Genomic DNA, 22,218 nt, shown 5'->3' on the forward strand with positions numbered 1-22,218 from the left:
CTCCGGATTTGCGCTGGCGCGGGGTGGAGCAGCCCGGTAGCTCGTCAGGCTCATAACCTGAAGGCCGCAGGTTCAAATCCTGCCCCCGCAACCACCGACATTTGTAAATTCGCCCACTCGGGAGACTTACGCAAAAGCTCCTCGGCGTAAGCCTCGAGGAGCTTTTCCTTTTTGGCTTCCGTGTCGATCTCGCCCGATGCAACGCGCGCCATGAAGTTGTTCTGCGCAGCCGCCACGAATTGCTGCTGCAGGATGTCGATCACATCCATGGACGCCATGATGTTGGCGATGTCGCCATGGACCTGCAGGGCTGCCGGTTGGTGGCCGGGCGTTTTGCCGATCACTACCGTCTGGATGAGATCACGCACGATCGGCATCAGCCGGCGCTTGGCGTGCTCGTCGGCATTGTTGCGGGCGAGGAAGATCAGCTCGCGAATGGCAAGCTCCGTGTTGGCTGGATTGAACTGCGCCTTCAGCTTCGCAATCTTCTCCTGAAAATCCTCGACCGGCTCTTCGGCCGTGCCGGCGAGCTCCTTGACCAGCTTCTCGCGCGTGACTTCCAGCTCATCGAGCTGGTCGTCGAGGATGGCGAGGCGCGGCCGGCCTTCGGCATGCCGGTCCTGGATCTGCTGCATGAGGCTCGCCTGCCTTGACTTGATGGTCGAAAGCTCTTCCGCCAATGCGTCTCTTCGGGAAGGGGCGCTCTTCAGCTTGGTCGTCTCGTGCGCGACCATTTTCTCGGAAATGCGGTCGAAGATATCGAGGGAGTAGAAGGCGACGGGTAGGCAGTTGAGCACGCGTTCTTCGAGTTCGTGGCGGGTGATTGTCTTGCTGTTACCGCAGCACGCGCCGCCGAGGTCATCGATCGGCAGGCGCTTCTTGCGGTTTGTGCAGCTATAGCGATCCTTGCCGGAGATAGCGTAGGGGCCGCCGCACTCGGCGCATTGCAACATACCGCTCAGCAGATATTGCGGCCGGTGTGTCGCGTTGAGGCGGTTGCTCTGCCCGAAGTCGAATAGATCGCCCACTACCCTCTGCCGGTCCTTGACGCGTTGCCACAGTTCGTCCGACACGATACGCATCTCGGGAACTTCTTTGAACACCCACTCGGCGGCGTCGTTGGCGCGGGCGGTACGTCGTTCCGTCTCCGGATTCTTACGGTACTGGCGTCGGTTCCAGACGATACGGCCGACATAGCTTTCGTTGTTGAGGATGCCGCTGCCACGGCCAACATGGCCACGGATTGCGGTGTCGCGCCATTTGCGGCCACGCGGGCCGGGAATGCCTTCCTTGTTCAGGAGCTGCGCGATGTCGCGCGGCGACATGCCGTCAGCATAGAGCTGATAGATGCGACGGACGATATCCGCCTTAAGGGTATCGACCTCCCGCAGACCCTTGATGCGATCACCATTGGCGTCGCGCTGCTGTGAAAGCTTGTAGCCATAGGCGAGACACGTCGACGCCTTGCCCTTCTTCACGGCGGTCTTCATGCCTTCGCGGGTTCGATAGCGGATTTGCTCGACCAGTTCATGGCTGAGTGCTGCACGAAGCGCCATCTCAAGATCCGTCACCGGCGTGCCGGCATGGACGGTCCAGATGTCGGCGTCGCGGTAGCGCAGTTCCTTGAGGATCTTAGCGCTGTGCTCGATGTCGCGCGACAGGCGGTCGACGGTAACGCAAAGCACCACGTCGATGCGCTCGCGCTTCACATGCGCCATCAGGCTCTGGATGCCTGGCCGCAGTTGATAGCTCGTGCCGCTGATCGCGGCATCGGAATAGGTTGCGACCAGCTTCCAGCCGCGATCCTTGACGAAGGCTTCGCCAAGCTCGATTTGCGTCTCGATCGAGACCTCGTGCTGTCGGTCGGTGGAGTAGCGGGCGTAAAACAGTACCTTCTTCATCTCAAACTCCGTACATATCCAAATTTTTAAAGGGAGGCCGAGTGTGTGCCTCCCTGAAACTCCTGACGGTTCAATCGCCCGCGGCGGTTACCAGAACTGGGAATACCGCTTCCTGACACTTGCCTGTTGCTGACGAACGCGGCGCCACAGCTCGTCGCTGACGATGCGTAGCGCGGGGACATAGCCGTCGAATTCTCCCTCTGCATTCTTCCGCATGCCGATGTAGAGGACGTTATTGAGGATACCTGTCCCGCGTGCCCGGTTCCCGTAGATAGCCTCCTCCCGCCACGGTTTGCCGCTCGGCCCCTTGATCCCTTCGGCATTGAGGGTCGAGGCGATGTCGCGCGGCGAACGGCCAGCGGCATACATCCGGAAAATGCGGCGGATCACTTCGGCCTGCTCTGGATGCACCACCCGATACCCGAAAATACGCCGGCCGTGGGCATCGACTGCCGAGGACAGCTTATATCCAAAACCTGCCTGCCGGATCCCACGACTGCTCTCGAGAACGGAAGCAGTGGCCTCCTTGCCCTGATCGCCGCTATCGGCATAGGGCAGATTGTGCAGCGTCACCCGTTCGGCCATTGCTGTCGACCACAGCTCGACCCCACTGGAGCCGAGCTCCTCGAGAAACCGTGCGACGTGGGTGAGGTTGTCCGAGACGTTCAGGGGCGCGTCGCACAGCACGATATCGATCGGTTCGCGATCGATATAGGTGCAGAGCGACTTGATGCCCGGTCTGGCTTTGAAGAGGGCTTCGTTGTTCTCGACGTCCGTGAAGCATTCCACCAGCGACCAGACACGGCCGGCGACAAATGTCTTGCCGCGTCCGATCTGCGCTTCGATCGATCCTTCACCCGTTTTGCTCGCAGCTCGAGCGTACAAAGCTACCTTGTTCGTCATGTCTTCAATCCCGTTCTACAAATGACTGGAAGTCGGGAGGCGGGCTTATATCAGCCCGCAACCCCCTTGGGAGCCCGGCGTCAGCGGCAATTGCTTGATGGAAATAATTGCCGCTGCGCCGACGGGTGTCGTCAGGCGTTGCTCGCGCTGATCCGCTCGACCACAGCGGAGAAGTCTGCTGCAGCGGCCTTGAGGTGTTCTCTCAACGTGCTGACTGCGGCATTCTGCATGCCGCCAGGGTCGCGAAGCGAGATTGCATCGACTTCCTGCAGCCAGAGATGCGCTGCGACCAGGTGAGGTAGCGCCTCGCCTTGCAGAGCAGTGCTGATGTCAGCGAGTGTGACCCGTGGAGAGAGCGGAACCCCGTAGCAGACTTCGCCGAGCTTCGATCGCGTGATCTCGCCGGTCAGCTCCGACTGCAGCGGAAAGCTCACGAAACGCGGTTCGATAAGAACTGCGCGCGGACCCTTGGGCTCGTCGGCATCCGCCAGCACCGCACTGATCAGTTCGATCAGCTTCGGCACTTCTGACCGCCACCAGGAAGAATGCTTCCTAAAGCCGCGTGGGATTGCCTTCGCCCTACGCGGAGACGCAGACGGACGAGTTGGGTTCTTGGTGTTCGGCATGGAGACCTCCTATGGTTGCCGGTTGCCATCGTCTTCGACGACGATGGGCGGAGGCACCCATGCTGGAGGAGGTCCGGCCAAGAAGTGTGCTCAGCGAGGTGCGAGCAGCAAAGGGCGCGCCGGAAGAGAAGATGGTCGTCATGATTGTGCTGAATGCGGTGGTCACGTGCGTCTCCTTTCCATTTTGGCGCTTGGGCCGTGTATCGAGCGAGAGACGTATAGCCTACAGCCTCGACCATTGCAAGTGTCTGTATTCAAATGTTTTTTTGGCAATAAATATTTACATCTCGAATGTGCCATTCTGAGACTCCGTTTGTTTTTAAACGTGTTTTGGGTGGGACGCCCGCTTTTGAGCCGCCAGCCTTCATAAGCCGTTAAGCACGACGATGTGCCAGCCGGCGCGCGTCTTGAGGAGGGGCGCTACACGCCAGGGCATCGTCTGCGTGCTTACAAGGCACGCTGGGTCGGTGATGGCGACAGGCCTCGGCGGAATAAGGTTGAACCGCGAATGCTACCAAGAGTTGTTTCTGTAGTATAAAATTTATTTTTCGTCATTTTTCTGCTGCAAACTGTCCAATGTTCACAGTATTTAAGGTCAAAAGCCAAGTAATAATGGAGATTTTGTCATATCAAAAACGGCGCAACCTATTGTAATTATTGAGATATTTGCAAATATTTGTTATAATGTGATTATCAGCCGCATGGTGTGGCTGTGGCAAGTACTGTGAAAACAGGGATGTTTGACATGAAGAAGATGAAAAACGCGCTGGCGTCGTCAGCGCGCATGGGCTTCGACTACGACGCGCACGAAATCTCCCCGGAGATCTCGGCGGAACTCGAGGCGAAGGCGAAGTCGCTGACCGATCTCGGGCGCAAAGAGACGGATCACGTGTTCCGGCTCGGCGCCTTGCTCGAAGAGGTGAGCGCTCATATTCCCGACGGAACATTCGGGGTGTGGGTAGAGGCGCGGTGCAACATCACCGCGCGGACGGCGCGCAACTGGCGCGGCGTCTACCGGAACCTTGGTGGCTACCGGGACCGGGCGGTGGAGCTGGCAATCGGGCCGACGGTCCTGATTCAATTGATCTCGGCGCCGGCAGACAAGATCGAAGCGGCGTTCGCGTTCGCTGCAGAGCAGGGCCGGATACAGGTTGCTGACGTGAAGGCAATCCTGGCCGGCGACGAAATGCAGAGCGAGGACGAGACCGAGATCGACGCCATCGATCTAGGCGGCGTCCATGGTCTCAAAGCCATGGTCGAGACACGGACGCGAGAGAGCCGAACAGCTCTCCTGCGCAATCTACTCGGCCTTCTGAAGATCCTCTCCGGTGCATTGACGGAAGCGGAGAGGACCGGCAAGAGGATCAAGAAGAGCCGGATTGCCCCGAAGGCTGAGGTTCATGCCTACCATGCCTATGAGCTGCTCAGCAGCCTTGGCACCGGGGTTGGGCCGCAGGGGGACGGCAAATCGACAATGAAGGTCGGTCTGCCGTCGGCGTCTCGCTGGAAGAAAGTCGAGGCGCTGCTGTGGAGACTTCGCGACAGCTCGAACTGGGCGAAAGCCGACAGCCTGGAGACATGGTTGGAGACGGTGGTGATCCCAATGCTTGTATGGGCGACGTCGAAGGAGAAGTCGCCGGCGTGGCCACTGTCAGAAGACCCGTCTTCGCCGCGAGTAGCTGTCGCAGCCTCATCGTCCAGCCGCGCTGAGATCGAAGAAGACGGTGACGTCGACCTCGATGAGGAGGCTGAGGAGGCGGAGATGGTCGGAGCCGAAGCACTTTCGGATGTGCAGGCTGAAACGGAAGCCGACTGTAGCAACCCGGTGGCTGCATTGCTTTCCGCGACCCGCGGACAGGGCAAAGCATCGGGCCGGCGCAAGCTGGAACTGATCACGAACTGATCGATACGAGATGAGAAGGGGCTTTCGAGCCCCTTTTCTGATTCCGGCTTTCCCGTGTTCGGCTCGTGAGCCCGCCGTTAACCTTGTTCGGGCTCTGTTCTCATTCTTCGCTGCCAGGGACCTTGAGATCCCGTTGCGGTCCTGCGACATAACAAGGGCTTCGTTGATGAAGCCAAGCGGCCCAAGGCAGCGCGCCAACGCTACCAAGGGCCTGACCCTCAAGCCTTCTTACGAAAGGAATCGGGCTTTGACCAATCTACACGCTTCATCCCTATCCGGGAAAGTTCTGCGCGCCGCCTCTGCGACGTCCTCCACCAAGTATTCTGCAGCCGGCTCGGTGTCGCACGGTTGCTTCGGCGAGCGCTTCGCTGCTCATGCTGAACCGCCGGTGCTGCGTCGCCACCCGCATCTGGTGCGTTACCCGGACGTCGAGGCAGACTTCGACATCTTGATCGAAAAGGCAATCGCTGCGATCGCTGATGGGGAGCCGGTGGAGGATGAGATCCTCGGCCACTATGTCAACGTCGCCTCCCTGGTCAGGGCAGTGAGTTTCCGTGAAGGCAAGCTGCTGGAGCAGGCCGTCGAGCGGCTTGCGAAGGCCAATCCAAATTTGGTCGTCCTCATGCAGTCGATCAAACTGCCGTTGGTGAAGGCCGCGATCGAGGCGGTTGCCGGCAACGACTGGCGCCAGCTCGAAGGTGTGCGACTTGACTGCGAAGCACCGGCCAAAGGCAGCTACACGCCGGACCTGATCATCGTGAACCGCGCCAGGCGCGCCGCCTTCGTGCTGGACCTCAAGAGGTCGCTGGCATCCTACGGCGACACCAGCCGGCTAGAAGAGCTGAAGCTCAAGATGTTGGCGTCCGCCATGGTGCTGCCCGACTGGCTCTACAAGACGCAGAAGCGGATGATGGTCGAGACGGTGGGCGTTGCGATCATCGATGGCGCCAGCCGCCCCAGCGATCATGCGGCTGGCGTCTGGGCGCTCTCCGAAATCGACGATCTTCTGGAGATCGATGGGGCTGCTGCCTGCATGGCGGAGCTGCGTGTCCGCTTCGGGCGCCGCGTGCAGCAACTTCTTGAGGTCGAGGCCCGTCGGGCGCTCGGTATCCCCGCGACGCCAGCGGCGACCCTACCACTCGCCGCTGCCGGCTCCGCGACGTCGCTCCATGCGCGCCGCTTCGGGAGGCTGCGGGCGATCCCCCGCTTGAAGATCTGCGATGACGTCACCGATGACACTAAGGACCATGGAGCCGGATGCCTTTGCGGCTCCTGTGAGGAGCCGAGCCTCGATGATGACGACGACGGCCGCGATGAACCGGAGGCGCTGGCAGATGAGATGGTCTCCTGGCCACCTGAGCACATCCGCATTGGCTTTGCCCGGCGATTGCTCGACGCCTAAGGCGATCGCCCCCCCGTCGAAAGAGGGAGATAGCTGCGGCGCGTGACGCCGCGGCGGCCTCTTGCCGTTCCCATCATCCTTGAGAAGACGCCGTCCGCTGAAGCCGGACCGGCGAGGAGATCCTGCATGTCCGCAGACATCATGCCCACCCAGGCGTCATCGACGTCACCCCGTCTCAAACGAACCAACGCCAGAGCTTCAAAGCCCAGTCGGCAAACTGTGGTTCCGCGTCCGCAGGACGACCCGGTTCTGATTGTTGGCCTCGCTCTCGCGTTTGCCCGGCAGGGGACGTCGGACAAGCGCGCCATTCCCGCCGTGGTGCTCGAACCACTCCGGTATCTGGCAAAATCCGGAGATCCCACTTGCCGGCTCGTTCTCGATTACCTCGAGAGAAGGATCGGCGCCAATTATCGGACGTTTGCTCGTCAGGGCGTGCCGCAGGAAATTGTTTTCGTTCACCCAGCCGTGAAGGAGGATCGCTGATGGATCGTCTGTCGTCCTTCCTCATTCGCCGTCTGCATCATGTCGAACGCCGGGCCGTCCGGCGCCTCGCAGTCCGCAATGGCCTGCTGACGATGAGCACGGCTATCATCGACGGTCACGTCATCGGCCGCTTCAGGCCTGCCTTCGACCCCTCCCATCTCACCGGCGAGTTCGAACAGGACCGTCAGTGGGTGCGGGATCATCTTGCAGGCTTTCTGATCGATGCACCGCAGGACGGACACGGCCGCCCCGTTCTCGTCGCGGCCGTCCCGGTGTGGCCGGCGCATCTCGCGCGGCGTTTTGCGAATGAAGATGGCACGCCCCAGGCTACACTTGCCTATGCGGTCCGTGTCGTTGCCGACGCTGGTTACAAGCCGAGCATCAAACCCATGGCCACTCTGCTGCTGCTTGCCGCGGCGATGGAACAGTCAGGCGTCTTGCTGCGCGATTTGGTCGCGCTCTTGCGTCAGCCGGCACCCGTCCTCTCCGTGGCATTCCTCGCCGGTGGCTTTGAACGGGCCTTGCCGCAGCTCATCGAAGACACCGGCGTCGTGCCGTACGGACCTTACACCGGCGTGGCGGCGGACTTTGCTTTCAACGACGATCTCTGGCGTTGGGTAGACAGCGAGACCCGGCGCGTCTTCCTGCAGGTTCCGGCTGGTGAGACCAACCGCCCGAGCCGGGCAGCCCTGCGTGGGCAATTGCTGCGGGCCTTGGCGGATGGCACACCCGTGCTTGCCGTGTCGGAGACACACAATGGCGTTCCACATCAGGTTGATCTGACTTGCGATATCAGACTGACAGGGGCGGGGATTGATCGCCTGTTGATCGCCGACCTGCTGGAGGCTGTCTATGGCAGCGAAGCGGTCATCCGCCATGACACCAGTATCGCGAAGATCGATGCCGGCGCGCTCACGCTCGATGATCTCGCCATCGCCATCCGCCCTGGCCGTCCGATCCTGTCGAGCCTTGATGCGCTTGCCGGCCTGGCGGCGCTGAACCGCGAGGAAAAACGGGATGAGAAAGACGAAGACAAGACAGGCTCTTCACGGCGTCTAATCACGCAAAGTCCAAGCGAGCGAAGAGGCCAGACGTCGCGGGATGGCGGCAATACCGGCGATCGCTCTTCGCCGACGTCTACTCCATCGTCCAAGGGCAAGGCGAAATCAAAAGGCAAGCCAACCGGCGCCGCGGTGATCCAGCCGTATCCAATGGATGAGGGTTCTGCGCCGACCGCGCTGCGCGTTGAGACGCTGACAGGCTATGGTGCGGCAAAAGACTGGGCGCTTGGGCTGAAGGCGGATCTTGTCGATTATCTCGGCGGCGAGCTGTCTTGGTCACAGATGAGTACCAAACTGCTTCTCTCCGGACCGCCGGGGACCGGCAAGACGACCTTTGCGCGGGCGCTTTGCAACACGCTGCGGATCCCGCTCGTCGTCACCTCTGTCTCAACCTGGCTGGAGGGCGAGTACTTGCATGATGTGTTGAGCAGGATGGCAGACACTTTTGCGGAAGCCCGGCGTCAGGCGCCCTCCATCCTGTTCATCGATGAGATCGACGGCATCGGCCAGCGCGCCTCGGCGTCGCGACCTTATGCTGACTACTGGAATACCTGCGTCAACAAGCTTTTGGAATTGCTCGACGGCGCCATCAAGACCGATGGCGTAGTTGTTGTCGGCGCCACCAACCGGCCGACCGAAATCGACGAGGCGATCCGCCGCTCTGGACGGCTGGAAACACATATCGAAATCCAGCGACCAGATATTCCGACACTCGAAGGCATTCTCGCCCATCATCTGGGCAGCGACCTCGATGCCGTCGCCATGTCGGACACCCAGATCGGAGGTCATCCATGACGGGAAACACCAAAATTGGCGGCTCGATGGACGTGATCGAGGTCATCCTGGAGGATGACGGCGAGCGCGGCATCGACAGGCCAGAGACGGCCGAGCAGGACACCCCAGTGCTTCAGGCGTTGCGACGTCTGGCAACACGAGCAATGGGCCTGACTGGCGCCGACATTGAACGGATCGTCCGCGAAGCGCGATTGAAAGCTCGCCGAGAAAAGCGCCGCATCACTTATGCCGATGTCGAAGCTGGCATCCGCGGTCACCGCCCGCCGGTCCCGTATGATGTCCGATGGCGTTTCGCGATCCACGAGTCCGGCCATGCGGTCGTGCATCACGCTCTACGTCTCGGGTCGATCAAGGGGCTGACGATCGACACCAAGGACGGCGGCCACAATCTTTTGACTTTTGCGACAGACGCACCTGATACCGAAGCTTGGTATGAGCGTCTGCTGGCAATGCTGATGGCTGGCCGCGCGGCTGAACTCATCGTGCTCAAGACCGTCTCCGGAGGCTCAGGCGGCGCCGAACAAAGTGACCTTGCACGCGCAACCCGCATTGCCCTCGATATCGAGCAGGCGCTGGGCTTTGCTGGCCGTCACCCGCTGCTCTATCTTGAGCACAAGAACCCCACCGCCATCCTCAGTCGCGACGCCGATCTGGCAGAGCGCGTGCATCGAAGGTTGGAGTTCGCGCAGGCACGGGCGACGGAGGTGATCCTGGAGAACCGGCAGTCTTTCGACCGGCTTGTCCGCGCGCTCTTCGACGCCCAGGCGCTCGATGGGGCGGCGGTCATGGACATCCTGGCCGGTGCCTCGTAAATCCAGAGCGAGGGATGGAGGACGGGATGTCTGTAACCGTTATCGCACATTGCGACTGGAGTATCGAAGCCAAGAAGCGATGGATGTGCGTGGCGGTTCGGCAGGGCGAGACGTGGGCCCTTTCGGCGCCGGAGCCTGTCGGCGACACGCAGAACCTCATCCATCGGCTGCGGCGGCGGATAGTAGCAGACGCCGCAGTGCTAATAGGTTTCGACTTCCCGATCGGTCTTCCTGCCGCCTACGGCAGGGTTCTGGGGACACCTGACTTCCGTTCGTTTTTGCGGTCATTCGGAGACGCGCGCTTTGCGCGTTGGTTCGACGTTGCGGGGCATCGCAGCGAAATCTCCATCGACCGACCATTCTATCCGATGCGGCCGGGGGGCACGCAGCGGCAGCATCTTTTCGACGCTTTACGGCTGAGCGGTAAGGATCTTCTGCGCCGCTGCGAGCGGGCGACGCCGGATCGCGGCGACGCCTGCATGTTGTTCTGGACGCTCGGGGGCAATCAGGTTGGCAAGGCCGCCTTGACCGGCTGGCGCGAAATCATTCTGCCGAACTTGGAGGAGCTATTGCTTTGGCCGTTCGACGGACCGCTTCATGAACTGATGATGCCGGGCGCCACTGTTGTCGCCGAGACCTATCCTGGCGACGTCTACGGCCAGCTTGGGATACCTCGACGTCCGGTATGGAGTAAGCGACAGCAAGACGGACGCCGATCCGTGGCAAGTCATCTGGTGCGGTGGCTGGAGGACAGGCCACATTTTGACGGGCGCGAACTCCTAAGTCTAATCAGTGATGGCTTCGGAAACAGCAAGGACGGTGAGGACCGGTTCGACGCCGCGGTCGGCCTGCTCGGCATGATTGACGTCGTCGATGGTCGACGTGGCGAAGGCGTACCGGATGCAGATGATGTCAAAAGATGGGAAGGATGGATTCTTGGTCAGCAGGCTTAAGTCTCCCGCACGTTGATCCACGCCGAAACGAGTTGATGCAGGTTGCCAGCAACTCGAAACAAATTGCGCTCATTCGATTCGAACCTCAGGGCGAACGATTCCAGGCTCCGGGGCAACGTTTCCAAGCTCTGGGGAAATGTTTCGATCGATCAGATTTCCGATTCACCCGACATCGGAAGGCTCAGGCCTTATTTCGCCCGGAACTGTCGACATAGCCGCGGGATTGCCGGCAACTTGTCTCGACGTGCCCGCAACCTGAAACAAATTGCGCTCATTCGATTCGTAACTCCGGAAATCCGATTCAAAACACAATGATTCCGTTTCGGCGACAAACGCCTTGCGCCATGCTGCCGGTCCGCTGACCATTATAGTGCCATCAACGAGAACAGGGAGGACACCATGGCACGACAGACCTTGGAGGAGCGGAACGCGAAGCAGAGGGGACGGCAGCAGCGGCTGAGGGACCGGCATCGGGCCGAGCGGCGTCCGGATCGAGATGACGTCGCGCGCACGATGCTGTTCTGGGCGATCACCGGCTATCTGAAGGAAGATCGGCCCGATCGGATCGATCAGCTAGCCGACGCCGTGACTGCCCTGCTGGTCGACCAGGGCTTTGACGAGCGGGCAGCGTACGAGGTCTTCGATGATCTCGTCGATCGCTATGCCCGCGATGACCGTCCCTTCCGAAGCAAGCCTCACCTGCGGGGCTGAAGGTTCCTGGCCATCTGCGCCGCCGGATCACCAACTTTCTGCAAACGGCGTTATCTTTGGGGATTTCGTCCCCCCGTTACTTCGTGAAACGCCGTTTGCAACTGAATCGCTTTTATGAAGCCATTCGCTCACGGAAACCCTTGGTTACCGGAGGTTAACCCCATTCGCATAGCTCGCGTGCCCCGCCTCTGCGGGAGAACAACAACAGCGACGTGAATGGAAATGAACCAATTTTCTGCCAAAGCCTTTCAACGCAAGATCGACGCCTTCTGCCAACTGCGGCTGGCGCCGCTTTTCAAGGACGACGAACTTCCCCGGCTGAAGTGGTATATGCATACGCTCATCCAGACGAGGAGACCGGCGCCAAGAACCAGCGGCAGGACGGACTGGCACATTGTCGCGGCAGCCTGCGGCTTGGACACCAATCTGCTCGCGGGCAATGCTCGCCAGATCGATCCAGCCTTCGACGCGATTGGTCGATGGATCCGGGACACGCGCCTCTTAGCCACGGCAGCAGAACCCGAAGTCCGTCGAAAACAAAAGACGCCGAGAACTAAGTTGGTGCCCACGATGCCCCGACCAGTTCGCGTGCCCCGAAATCAGCCCAAACCAGCATCGGAGGCTACTGCAGCAAGTACACGCACAAATCTGGAATTCCCAGAAGCGCTGTTCGACGTCATGGAAGATCCGGCGGAATTCTCCGAGGCGTTGCAGCTCCAGCTCCGGCGCCATGGCGAAACGTACTGGACGCTCCATCGGGCTATCGTCGGTCCTGACGACGTTACGGAAAAGACAACGCTTTTGAGCTGGATCGAAGGCCGGAAGGTGCCCCGGACTGTCGAGAGTTTCGAGATCTTGTCACGGATCGAGCGACGGTATCGGCTCAAGGCCGGTTATTTCAAATCCAAGCTTGCACATCCTTCGCGGTCGGCGTCAGGGTTTGAGCTTTCCGGCATAGAGCCTGCGGAGCGGCGTCGTATTGCCTGGCATCTTCCTGAGGATTTCAACACGCTGTCCTTCCAGAAAAGGGAGGAGATCGTCGACTGGGTGCGGCGGGTTATTATCAGCGGCACGACGGACTACCGGAAATACCAGGCTGCCGCCGCCAAGCAGCGCTATGCCATCCGATTCCCCGGCGTCTCCTATGGCGGCCGCGCGCCACGGGACGGTAAAATCTTTGTGCCTGCGAACTATGAGCAGACATGGGTCGAGGATCCTGATCTGCTGTCCGGGGTGATCGAAGCGCCACCAGCTCTTGCGATGGAAATGGCTGACCTCGTGCGCTTCAAGACGTCGGCTCTGACGTCTGTCGGTTTTCAGCGAAACGGGGTCTGGGGCGAAGAAACCGCCTCGCAGAAGATCGAGCATCTAGGGCTGATGTTCGGTGCCCTTGCAGCAGCGAGAGATGGAGAGGTGAAGGGCTATGGGGTACCGGTTCGGCAGTTGACGTTCGGGCTCCTCATTTTTCCCGGTGTCTGGGATTGGTATCTGCAGTGGCGGGAGACGCGCCGTGGCTTCTTCACTGCTTGGGAAGTCGACATGTTGCGGATCGCCTTGGCGATCACCAAGGAAGGGACCGGATGGCTTCGACAGCATCCGGAGCTTCTGGCGCGGGTTCAACCGATTGCCGGTCTCGTCTCTCGAAATGAGATCGACTACGCGAATGCGGACTGGCACGGTGCCTGCGACGACTTCCACAAGCATGCGGCCCACCGCGTCAAGGAAATCCAACGGATCGCGCGCGTCCATCGCGATCCGTTCGAGCCGATCATGCCGGTCCTTGAGGCGGCGAGCCCCGTCGGCGAGTATCGCAAAATCACCGAGGAGATCATTCGCCTGATGCCGGATGAGCATCGTTATCCTCGGCCGGCCGCCGAAGCGGTCCGATCATTTCTAATGCTGAGGCTGGGGTTGCATCTTGGGCTTCGCCAGAAGAACCTCAGGCAACTGATGCTCAATCCGAAAGGCTCGATGCCGCGTTCGGAACGCGCGCTGGAAAAGATGAAGCGCGGCGAAATCCGGTGGAGTGATCGGGAAGGTGGCTGGGAGGTCTTCATTCCTGCGGTCGCCTTCAAGAATGCACACTCGTCATTCTTTGGCGACAAGCCGTTTCGGCTCGTGCTTCCGGACCTCCTGGATCTCTACAAGTACATCGACGCATATGTCGACCGGCACCGCTCGGTGCTCTTACGGTCCGCCGCGGATCCCGGAACGTTCTTCGTCAAGACGGTCAAGACGACCAGCACAAACGCGGCCTATGACACGACGAGTTTCTACGAGGCCTGGCGTCACACCATTCAGCGCTACGGCATATACAACCCCTATACCGGACGAGGCGCGATCAAGGGGCTGCTTCCGCATGGCCCCCACAATGTCCGTGACGTGCTGGCGACCCATATCCTGAAGCAGACTGGCTCTTATGAACAGGCGAGCTACGCCATCCAGGATACCGCCGAAATGGTCGCCAAGCACTACGGTCGCTTCCTCCCGCAGGACAAGGCCGCACTTGCGGCGCGCATTCTCAATCAGGTCTGGGAGGCCGCCTGAAATCACAACATGGTGCCGGAAATTATTTCCGGCGCCAAGTCACCGATGCTCCGCGACCTACCTTGTACATTAGGGGCTACAAATTACCTTCAGTCGCATCGCGCGGGTCTCAAGAAGATAGGTCTCCACGCTCGCCAGGAGGTGCAGCCCTTCTTCCGTGACGGACGCGCGCGACAGGCCCGGCTGAACAATCCGTACGTCGAACTCGTACTTATAGTCCTGCCAGCTGGCCTTCAGCTTTTTCAGAAAGGCGGCGTTCCCCTGCTCGAAACGGGAGCTTAGGCACTTTTCGAGGCGAAGCTTCTCGCGCTTTAGCATGTGCGTGAACATCCGGTAGGGACGGTCGCGCCAACGTGCTGATTTCTGAGCCTGCCCGCAGACCTCGTACAGATCCTTGACGCGAGCTCCGGGTGCCTCCGCGCTCGAATATTTACAGTGGTGGAGTGTCACCTGTACGAGGCCTTCGGTCACCCGGAACGTCACGACATCTGCAATCTCACCGGCGCCATCGTCGTCGAAGACGATATCATAGGCGTCGACTCCTGCGAGCAAGGTTTCGATGACACGCCGTTGCACCGAGTCGGTGCGCTTTTCCGGCCCTTGCGCCTCAGCCCGGATGTTGGTCTTCGACCAATCCCAAGCTTCGATCCGGTCGGCCGGATAGGGCTCGGCCACAACGCCATCGGGCAAGGCATAGAGGTGGCTGTAGATCAGCAGCGAGCCGTCGCCGAAGTCGATCTGCGGGGAGTCATCGCCGAAGGATTCCGACAGAGGCTTCACCTTGCCGCCGACCTTGATCGTTGCCTTCGGGCCTGCTCGCTGCGGATAACGTGCACCGCCCTCGGCAAACACGATCTCGAACTCGGCGGCGTGGGTATCGCTGCGCACCGCAAACCGCAGCGGCCCGGTGCGTTCGTGATCTAGGAGCTCGATGTCGCATTCGGCGAACGGCACCGGCTCGTCGCCGAAACTGATCTCGATACGGTCCTCGATCTGTGTCAGCAGCGATTCCGGCCAGTGGATCGCTACCGGTGGTACCGCCGGGCGTTCGCTGATCTGGCGAGGCCTCATCGCGCTCTTGAACACACTGTCCGTGGTGATCCCCGGATCATTGACCGCCTTGCCGATGTCCGCGCACCATTCGACCCAGTCGGTCAGGTCGCGGACGAGAGAGATAGACCAAAACTTGCCTTTCGCGGAGCAGCCGCGAGAGGCGGGAACGCCGTCGAGGAAGCCGGTCGCGAAGACATTATTCTTGATGCGCGACTGGGATTTGGCGGTGTCGAGACCGTCGGCGACATCGACCCCCATATACATGGAGTAGCGAACACCACGGCCTTGGTGGTGGGTCAGGCCGAGATTGCGCAGGATCAGGCGATTGAAGCCGTGCAAGCTGCGGAAGACGTCCTCGCCTTCGACACGACGCGTTGTGTCGCCACACACCATCTTGGCGAGCCGGTCATAGGGGCCCTTGGCCGAACTGCTGATATAGAGAAGCTGCTGGTCGGGATCCCAATGCATCATATGCAGGTCCCATATGACGTTCGTCGCATGCTGGGCAGTCGTCCAACCGGCTTGTTCCTCGGAACGGGTGACGAAGATGGCGACGCGCTGGTGCGGGTTGACCTTCATGCCCAGATAAACGCCCGGATTGTACAGATCCTCCGCCCGCAGCGGCTCCCAGCCATCGCAGCTCGTGCGGTAGACCACCGCGTTCATCTTGGGTTCGAGCGTCTGCAGGGGGATGTCGCTTAGATCGCCAACGAATCCCTTGAACATTTCGGCGCGGCGGACCTGGCGGTCGATCTTCGCGGTGCTGAGCGCTTCGACCAGCGCATTCCAGTCGGCGTCCTCTGCATAGAGTTTGGCCAAGGATCGATCGATGTCGTCCACACCCGTGTTGGCGATTACGGTCGCGTCGCCCAGGCGTGGGTCCTGGCGGGTAAAGCGGCCGACAAACTGGATGGTGACGGCGATGCTCTTGTGCGGGTCGTGCAAACCCGCGATCTTCAGTTCCGGCAGATCGAAGCCTTCGCCCAGCATGTCGACGCAGACGATGATGCGACTGTCGAAGCGGCGCAGTGCGGCAAGGTTCGCGCGCCGCTCGCGGACCGGCTGCTGGCTGTGAACGATCACCGGCCGGAGCTCTGGATACATCGCGCTGTAAAGCTGGTGGAGATCCTTCGCGCGCTCGATTGTCTGGCACCGTGCCATGGCGAGATGATTGAGTCCGGCATCCAGGTCGCCCTGGAGGACGTCGCCAAGCTTCTCCGCAATTGCGAGATCGGCGTCCGCCTGGTCGAGGCCGAACACCGCCTCGAAGCGGATCGGCTTGAAATAGCCTTCGGCCTGCGCCTTCTTGAGCGGATAGGTGTAGATGAACTCGCCGTCGACGCGCCGACCGTCTTCACGGAAAGGCGTGGCGGTGAACTGGACGATCGGGAGCGGCGGTTCACGGTCGGTGAATAGGCCGCGGAAGCGGGCCCAGGTCGGAGCGCCGATATGATGCGCTTCGTCGATGAACAGCGCTGAGGCCCGTACCGCCATCCGCTCCTGCACAGTCGCTTCGGCGCGGCCGGCGATCTGCATCGTGGTCACCACAACATTGGCGCTGTCGAAGATCTCATCGACCTCGGCAGCGGTGGTTGGAATGTGCGAGAGGCGCATCACCAACGGGAAGGCTGCCTTGTCATCAAGGCATTGCTGTTGCCGCAGCACGCCGAAGGTCTCGAACTTACCGGCAATCTGCTCGCGCAGGGCGTCGGTCGGCACTACCACCAACAGGCGCGCGAAGCGCTGGTGAGCGTTGAGCGCGAGCATGGTTTCGGTTTTGCCGGTACCGGTCGGCATGACGATGGTCGCAGGATCGGTTGACCGCGTCGCATGTGCAAGCGCGGCGTGAAGCGCGCCAATCTGCGGACGCCGCAACCCTGGCCGCGCTGACTGGCCGGCGATGGCGGCTCGTCCCTCGCGCAGATGAACCGCATCCGTCCAAGACGTCGATACCGCAGTCAGCCGGCCGACGCGTTCAGTGCGGTCCAGCGCGTCGATGCGGGTCGGCGATACATTCATCCATCGACCTTCACCGAGGTCCAACGCCTCGGCGATCCGCTCAGGCTCAGTCACGCCAGCAACCAGCAGAATGAGATCGGCGTCCAGCGGCGTCGCGGTCTTCGCGCTGATGATCTTCAGCGTCTCGCCGGACGGGAGGGTGGTTTCATGACCTGCGACCCGGCGGATTGCGAAGAGCCGTAGGCGACAACGCACGCGCTGGGCCGGAACTGCCAACTGCCGGACCGGGCTTCCCAGCACCTTACCTTCGACCGCAAGGCGCGCTGGCAGGAGCAGTTCGACCTCAGGGCTGAAGAGATCGTCCTGGTCCGAAGCGGTGGGGCGCGTGCGCGTGAGCATCGCCGTTCCCCTTCCGGCTTACTTTTTGTTCGGGCGCTGGGTCAGCGCGGACGCAGCTGCGCTTTTCGCGGCCTTGCTGCTCTTGGGATCCCGCAAAACCTTCGACGCGGCGCTAGCCGCCTTCTTGCTGGTCACTTCGCGATTGGGACCGCGCTTGGGCATTGCCTTTCCTCCCGAATCTCGCGCTCGCCACCATTGACGATCCGCGCTGGTGTGACTATTAGTTATACGGATCGCGTCGATATGTCCATATACTTTTTATCCCTATCGGCGGTTGGAGACGGAGTGTGATGTTGGAGAGCGCCACGGCGTTGAAATGGGGTGTGGAACGGCGGCTCGAATTCATCGAGTTCCGGCTGTTCTGGGAGGGTGGCGTCAACCGCTCGGACATCATCGAGATGTTCGATGTCTCCGTGCCTCAGGCGTCTAAGGACCTGACGCTCTATCAGGAGCGTGCGCCCCACAACGCGGTCTATGACAAGAGCGCGAAGCGTTACGTCGCTGCGCCCGACTTCTCGCCGATCTTCCTCAAGCCTGACCCAGACAGCTACCTGTCCCGCCTGCGCTCCTTGGCGGAGGGTCTGACTGAATCGAGCGAATCGTGGATCGTCAGCCCGCCGGAGACGGATATTGCCCTCACGCCCCGGCGGCGGGTCGATTCGGGCGCGCTCCGTGCCGTCCTCGACGCGATACGGGATAAGAGATCGCTAGAGGTTCACTACCAGTCGATGAGCAAGGAGCGAGCTGCGCCTATGTGGCGGCGCATGACGCCGCATGCGCTCGGCTATGATGGCTTCCGCTGGCACGCCCGCGCTTACTGTCACATCGATGACAGGTTCAAAGATTTCCTTCTCCCTCGCATTCTCGGTGTCCGTAATCCCGGCGAGCCTGGGGCATCTGGTGTCGAGGATCGCCAGTGGAACGAGACCTTTGACGTCGAGATCGGCCCTCATCCAGACCTCACACCAAGTCAAAAAGATGTAGTCGCCAAGGATTTCGGAATGAAGAACGGGCGCGCTGTCCTGACGGTGCGCTACGCTATGCTCTTCTATGTTCTCAAACGTCTGGGACTGCTGGGGGATGCGACGAAGCTCAGTGCGCGGACGCAGCATATTGTGGCGCTCAATCGCAAGGAAACGGATGCAGCGCTCAAGGCTGCGGATTTTCAGATGTGACGGATGGGCAGGGCGTAGGGGCGGTTATGGCGCGGTTGGAAGATATCAAGAATGGTGCATCCGTCCGGGGCATTACCTCGGCGCAGGTCGCGCAGGTCGTGTCCGTAGACTGGATCGGCGATCAGGCGATCAATGTCGTTTACCGCGACCATAACGGCACGGTGGCCGAGGCCGTTCTCTACCGGGACGACGAGCACCGTCTTCAGGTCGAGCAAAATGGGCGGCCCTGGTCGTTCGACGCCGACGGCGAGTTGCTGCGACTGGTGACGGAAGCCAACCGCATAAAGCTGGCCCATTATTTCGACCCGTATTTGGCAATTCACACGAGCCTGGTAGATCCGCTGCCGCACCAGATCTCGGCGGTGTATGGCGAGATGCTGCCGCGCCAACCGCTTCGCTTCCTTCTTGCCGACGATCCCGGCGCAGGCAAGACAATCATGGCCGGGTTGCTGATGAAGGAACTGATCGCCCGCAGCGATCTGGAACGCTGTCTCGTTGTTGCGCCGGGCAGCCTGGTCGAGCAGTGGCAGGACGAACTCGGCCAGAAGTTCAATCTCGAGTTCGACATCCTTTCCCGCGACATGATCGAGAATTCGCGGTCGGGTAATCCGTTCAGCGACCGGGATAGGCTGATCGTCCGTCTCGACGTGTTGGCGCGCAACGAGGAGCTTCAGGAGAAGCTCATGAGCGCGCGCGAATGGGACCTGATCATCTGCGACGAAGCCCATCGCATGTCAGCTACCTATTTCGGCGGCGAGGTCAAATATACGCGGCGCTATCAGGTCGGCCAGAAGCTCGGCCAGATCTGCCGCCACCTGCTGTTGATGTCGGCGACGCCGCACAACGGCAAGGAGGAGGATTTCCAGCTCTTCATGGCGCTCCTCGACGGCGATCGCTTTGAGGGCAGGTTCCGCGACGGTGTCCATTATGCCGACACCGAAGACATGATGCGGCGGCTGACCAAGGAGGAACTGCTCAAGTTCGATGGCCGACCGCTGTTCCCCGAGCGCCGGGCGCGCACGGTCAAGTATCAGCTCTCGGAAGGGGAGGCCGCGCTCTACACTGCCGTCACCGAATATGTGCGCACCGAGATGAACCGCGTGCAGCGCTTCGCCGAGGGGGACGGGAAGAAGCGCAACAATGTCGGTTTCGCCTTGCAGATCCTTCAGCGGCGTCTCGCCTCGTCGCCGGCCGCCATCTACCAGTCCCTCAAGCGGCGCCGGGAACGGCTCGAAAACGAGCTGGGCGAAGCGCGCCTTGCCGCCAAGGGCCGCCGGCCCGGCGCGACCGAACCGGCGATCAACGCCGACATGCTGCGGAATATCGAGGAGTATGGCCAGGAGGAGATCGACGAGCTTGAGGATCTGATCTCGACGGGCGCGACGACGGCCGAAACGGTCGAGCAATTGGCCCTCGAAGTCGAGACCCTGAAGGGGCTGGAGACGATGGCGCTCGGCGTGCTGCGTTCGGGAGTGGACACGAAGTGGAGCCAGCTCAATCGGATTCTCGACGACGATTTGATGATTGACGCGGCCGGCAATCGCCGCAAGCTGATCATCTTCACCGAGCCCAAGGACACGCTGCACTACCTGCTTGACAAGGTCCGGGCGCGGCTCGGCAACTCCGAGGCCGTCGAGGTGATCCACGGCGGCGTATCGCGCGAAGAGCGGCGCAAGGTGGTCGAGCGCTTCATGCAGGACAAGGACATGCTGGTCCTGATCGCCAACGATGCGGCGGGGGAAGGCGTGAACCTTCAGCGCGGCCATCTCATGGTCAATTACGACCTGCCGTGGAATCCCAACAAGATCGAGCAGCGGTTCGGCCGTATCCACCGCATCGGCCAGACCGAGGTTTGCCACCTCTGGAATCTCGTCGCGGCCGATACGCGCGAGGGCGAGGTCTACGCGCGGCTGCTGGAGAAACTGGAAGCGGCGCGCGAGGCGCTGGGCGGCCGCGTCTATGACGTGCTCGGCGAATTGTTCGACGGCGTGGCGCTGAAGGATTTGCTGTTCGAGGCGATCCAATATGGCGAGCAGGAGGACGTAAAAGCGCGTCTTTTCCAGCAGGTCGACGGGGCGGTCGATCAGGCACACCTGCTCGAACTGCTGCGTCGTCGCGCCCTGACCAACGACACCATGCCCGAAGCGAGGGTCGAGGAATTGCGGCTGGAGATGGAGCGTGCCGAGGCGCTGCGCCTGCAGCCGCACCACATCCAGAGCTTCTTCGTCGAAGCGTTCCAGCATCTGGGTGGCAAGATCAGGCGGCGGGAGGAAGGTCGTTGGGAGGTCACGCATGTCCCGGTGCGCATCCGTGAGCGGGATCGCCAGATCGGCACCGGCGCACCGCTCCAGACACAATATGAGCGCATCTGCTTCGAGAAGGACAAGATCAACCAGCAGCCGGTCGCCGCCTTCGTTTGTCCCGGCCATCCGGTTCTTGAAGCGGTGATCAGCCTCATCCGCGAACAGTATGAGCAGATCATGCGGCAGGGCGCGATCCTCGTCGACGACACCGACGCGGGTGATGCGTTGTCGGCGATTTTCCTGCTGGAACATACGGTCCAGGACGGTCGCGTCACCAGCGCGGGTAAGCCTCACGTGATCTCGCAGCGCCTCCAGTTCGCCGCGATCGACAAGGGCGGAAACACCGTCAACGCCGGCATCGCGCCACACTTGAATCTGCGGCCGGCAACGCCGGAGGAAGTCGGCAGCGTGCGCGATCTTCTGGAAGAGAGTTGGCTGAACACCGACTTGGAGAAGGCTGCAATCAGATTCGCGACGGTCGAACTGGCCCAAGGCCATGTCGCCGAGGTCAAGGCGCGGCGGCTGCCTGAGATCGAAAAGGTCGAGCAGGAGGTTCGCGCACGTCTCAAGAAGGAAATCAATTACTGGGACTCGCGCGCCTTCGAGCTGAAGGAGGAGGAGCGCGCCGGCAAGAAGACGCGGGTGAACTGGCAGAACGCACAGCGCCGCGCCGAAGACCTGGCGGATCGGCAAAAACGCCGCATGGACCAGCTTGAGCGGGAGCGTTTCATCTCGTCGCAGCCTCCGCGCGTGCGGGGCGGCATGGTCGTCATCCCGCGCGGATTACTGCAAGAACGTCAGGCGCCGAGCGTTCCGAACCATTTTGCAGAAGACCCGGCCGCGCGCCGGGAAATCGAGCTTGCGGCGATGGCAGCCGTGATGGCGGCAGAACGGGCACTGGGCAACGAGCCGGCCGACGTCTCCGCCCAGAAGATCGGCTACGACATCGCGTCCCACGATCCGAGGTCGGGGCACCTGCGCTTCATTGAGGTCAAGGGCCGCATCGACGGCGCAGACAGCGTGATGGTCACGCGCCAGGAAGTCATCACCTCCCTGCATGAACCCGAGAAGTTCATTCTCGCCATCGTGCCAGTGGCTGCGGGTTTTGCGCATGCGCCGCGCTATGTGCGAGGCCCGCTCGTGGAACGGGAACCATCGTTCCTCGAGACCGCGATACAATTTGACCTCCGACGCCTGCTGGAGCGGGCGCAAGAGCCGGCATAGGGGGCGAG

The 22,218-nt window shown here is 61.2% G+C and carries 16 protein-coding genes, 1 tRNA gene and 1 pseudogene; 13 read left to right on the forward strand and 5 right to left on the reverse strand.

Going from position 1 to position 22,218, the window contains the following annotated elements; translation table 11 throughout:
- Positions 1–17 precede the first annotated feature (17 nt).
- Positions 18–94 (forward strand) — tRNA-Met (locus tag ACIQJ2_RS21210).
- 145 nt (positions 95–239) lie between these two features.
- Positions 240–653: a hypothetical protein gene (locus ACIQJ2_RS21215; RefSeq protein ID WP_400677534.1), complete on the forward strand. Its 414-nt coding sequence runs from the start codon at positions 240–242 to the stop codon at positions 651–653.
- Between the two features lie 147 nt (positions 654–800).
- Here ACIQJ2_RS21215 and ACIQJ2_RS21220 read toward each other — a convergent pair.
- From ACIQJ2_RS21220 to ACIQJ2_RS21230, 3 genes and pseudogenes are all read right to left on the reverse strand, one after another.
- Positions 801–1,901, reverse strand: a pseudogene (locus ACIQJ2_RS21220) (recombinase family protein); the annotation flags it as partial.
- Between the two features lie 87 nt (positions 1,902–1,988).
- Positions 1,989–2,804 (reverse strand): recombinase family protein, encoded by an 816-nt coding sequence (locus ACIQJ2_RS21225; protein WP_400677536.1) that lies wholly within the window; start codon positions 2,802–2,804, stop codon positions 1,989–1,991.
- Between the two features lie 131 nt (positions 2,805–2,935).
- On the reverse strand, positions 2,936–3,430 hold the full coding sequence (locus tag ACIQJ2_RS21230) for a hypothetical protein (protein ID WP_400677538.1): 495 nt from the start codon (positions 3,428–3,430) through the stop codon (positions 2,936–2,938).
- Between the two features lie 59 nt (positions 3,431–3,489).
- On the opposite strand from ACIQJ2_RS21230, the gene ACIQJ2_RS21235 reads away from it, so the two are divergent.
- The 9 genes from ACIQJ2_RS21235 to ACIQJ2_RS21275 all read left to right on the forward strand — a co-directional run bounded on the left by ACIQJ2_RS21235 (position 3,490) and on the right by ACIQJ2_RS21275 (position 14,097).
- A complete protein-coding gene (locus tag ACIQJ2_RS21235) occupies positions 3,490–3,735 on the forward strand; it encodes a hypothetical protein (protein ID WP_400746582.1) in 246 nt (81 codons plus the stop codon).
- Between the two features lie 440 nt (positions 3,736–4,175).
- A complete protein-coding gene (locus tag ACIQJ2_RS21240; RefSeq protein ID WP_400677541.1) occupies positions 4,176–5,333 on the forward strand; it encodes a hypothetical protein in 1,158 nt (385 codons plus the stop codon).
- Positions 5,334–5,580: 247 nt separating this feature from the next.
- A complete protein-coding gene (locus tag ACIQJ2_RS21245) occupies positions 5,581–6,735 on the forward strand; it encodes a hypothetical protein (protein ID WP_400677544.1) in 1,155 nt (384 codons plus the stop codon).
- 126 nt (positions 6,736–6,861) lie between these two features.
- Positions 6,862–7,218 (forward strand): hypothetical protein, encoded by a 357-nt coding sequence (locus tag ACIQJ2_RS21250; RefSeq protein WP_400677546.1) that lies wholly within the window; start codon positions 6,862–6,864, stop codon positions 7,216–7,218.
- Complete coding sequence (locus ACIQJ2_RS21255; protein WP_400677549.1) at positions 7,218–9,074, forward strand: ATP-binding protein; 1,857 nt, start codon at positions 7,218–7,220, stop codon at positions 9,072–9,074. The genes ACIQJ2_RS21250 and ACIQJ2_RS21255 overlap by 1 nt, the downstream gene beginning before the upstream one ends.
- Entirely contained in the window at positions 9,071–9,886 is an 816-nt protein-coding gene (locus ACIQJ2_RS21260; RefSeq protein WP_400677551.1) for an ATP-dependent Zn protease, read from the forward strand. The genes ACIQJ2_RS21255 and ACIQJ2_RS21260 overlap by 4 nt, the downstream gene beginning before the upstream one ends.
- Before the next feature lie 26 nt (positions 9,887–9,912).
- On the forward strand, positions 9,913–10,839 hold the full coding sequence (locus ACIQJ2_RS21265; RefSeq protein ID WP_400677554.1) for a DUF429 domain-containing protein: 927 nt from the start codon (positions 9,913–9,915) through the stop codon (positions 10,837–10,839).
- A 399-nt stretch (positions 10,840–11,238) separates the two neighbouring features.
- The gene (locus ACIQJ2_RS21270; RefSeq protein ID WP_400677557.1) at positions 11,239–11,550 is read left to right on the forward strand and encodes a hypothetical protein; all 312 of its coding nucleotides are present in this window, start codon (positions 11,239–11,241) and stop codon (positions 11,548–11,550) included.
- A 216-nt stretch (positions 11,551–11,766) separates the two neighbouring features.
- Positions 11,767–14,097 carry a hypothetical protein gene (locus tag ACIQJ2_RS21275; protein WP_400677560.1) on the forward strand — a complete coding sequence of 777 codons (2,331 nt, stop codon included), beginning with the start codon at positions 11,767–11,769 and terminating at the stop codon, positions 14,095–14,097.
- A gap of 69 nt (positions 14,098–14,166) precedes the next feature.
- On the opposite strand, the gene ACIQJ2_RS21280 is transcribed toward ACIQJ2_RS21275, so the two are convergent.
- Together ACIQJ2_RS21280 and ACIQJ2_RS21285 are read right to left on the reverse strand one after the other, a co-directional pair.
- Positions 14,167–17,508 carry a DEAD/DEAH box helicase gene (locus tag ACIQJ2_RS21280; RefSeq protein ID WP_400677563.1) on the reverse strand — a complete coding sequence of 1,114 codons (3,342 nt, stop codon included), beginning with the start codon at positions 17,506–17,508 and terminating at the stop codon, positions 14,167–14,169.
- A gap of 18 nt (positions 17,509–17,526) precedes the next feature.
- On the reverse strand, positions 17,527–17,670 hold the full coding sequence (locus ACIQJ2_RS21285; RefSeq protein WP_400677566.1) for a hypothetical protein: 144 nt from the start codon (positions 17,668–17,670) through the stop codon (positions 17,527–17,529).
- 128 nt (positions 17,671–17,798) lie between these two features.
- Here ACIQJ2_RS21285 and ACIQJ2_RS21290 point away from each other — a divergent pair, with 128 nt between their 5' ends.
- Complete coding sequence (locus ACIQJ2_RS21290; protein WP_400677569.1) at positions 17,799–18,683, forward strand: helix-turn-helix transcriptional regulator; 885 nt, start codon at positions 17,799–17,801, stop codon at positions 18,681–18,683.
- A 26-nt stretch (positions 18,684–18,709) separates the two neighbouring features.
- Entirely contained in the window at positions 18,710–22,210 is a 3,501-nt protein-coding gene (locus tag ACIQJ2_RS21295) for a helicase-related protein (protein ID WP_400677571.1), read from the forward strand.
- The last annotated feature ends 8 nt before the right edge of the window (positions 22,211–22,218 follow it).

Source organism: Rhizobium sp. NPDC092011, from assembly GCF_044756305.1.
In the GTDB taxonomy this organism is placed as follows: domain Bacteria; phylum Pseudomonadota; class Alphaproteobacteria; order Rhizobiales; family Rhizobiaceae; genus Rhizobium.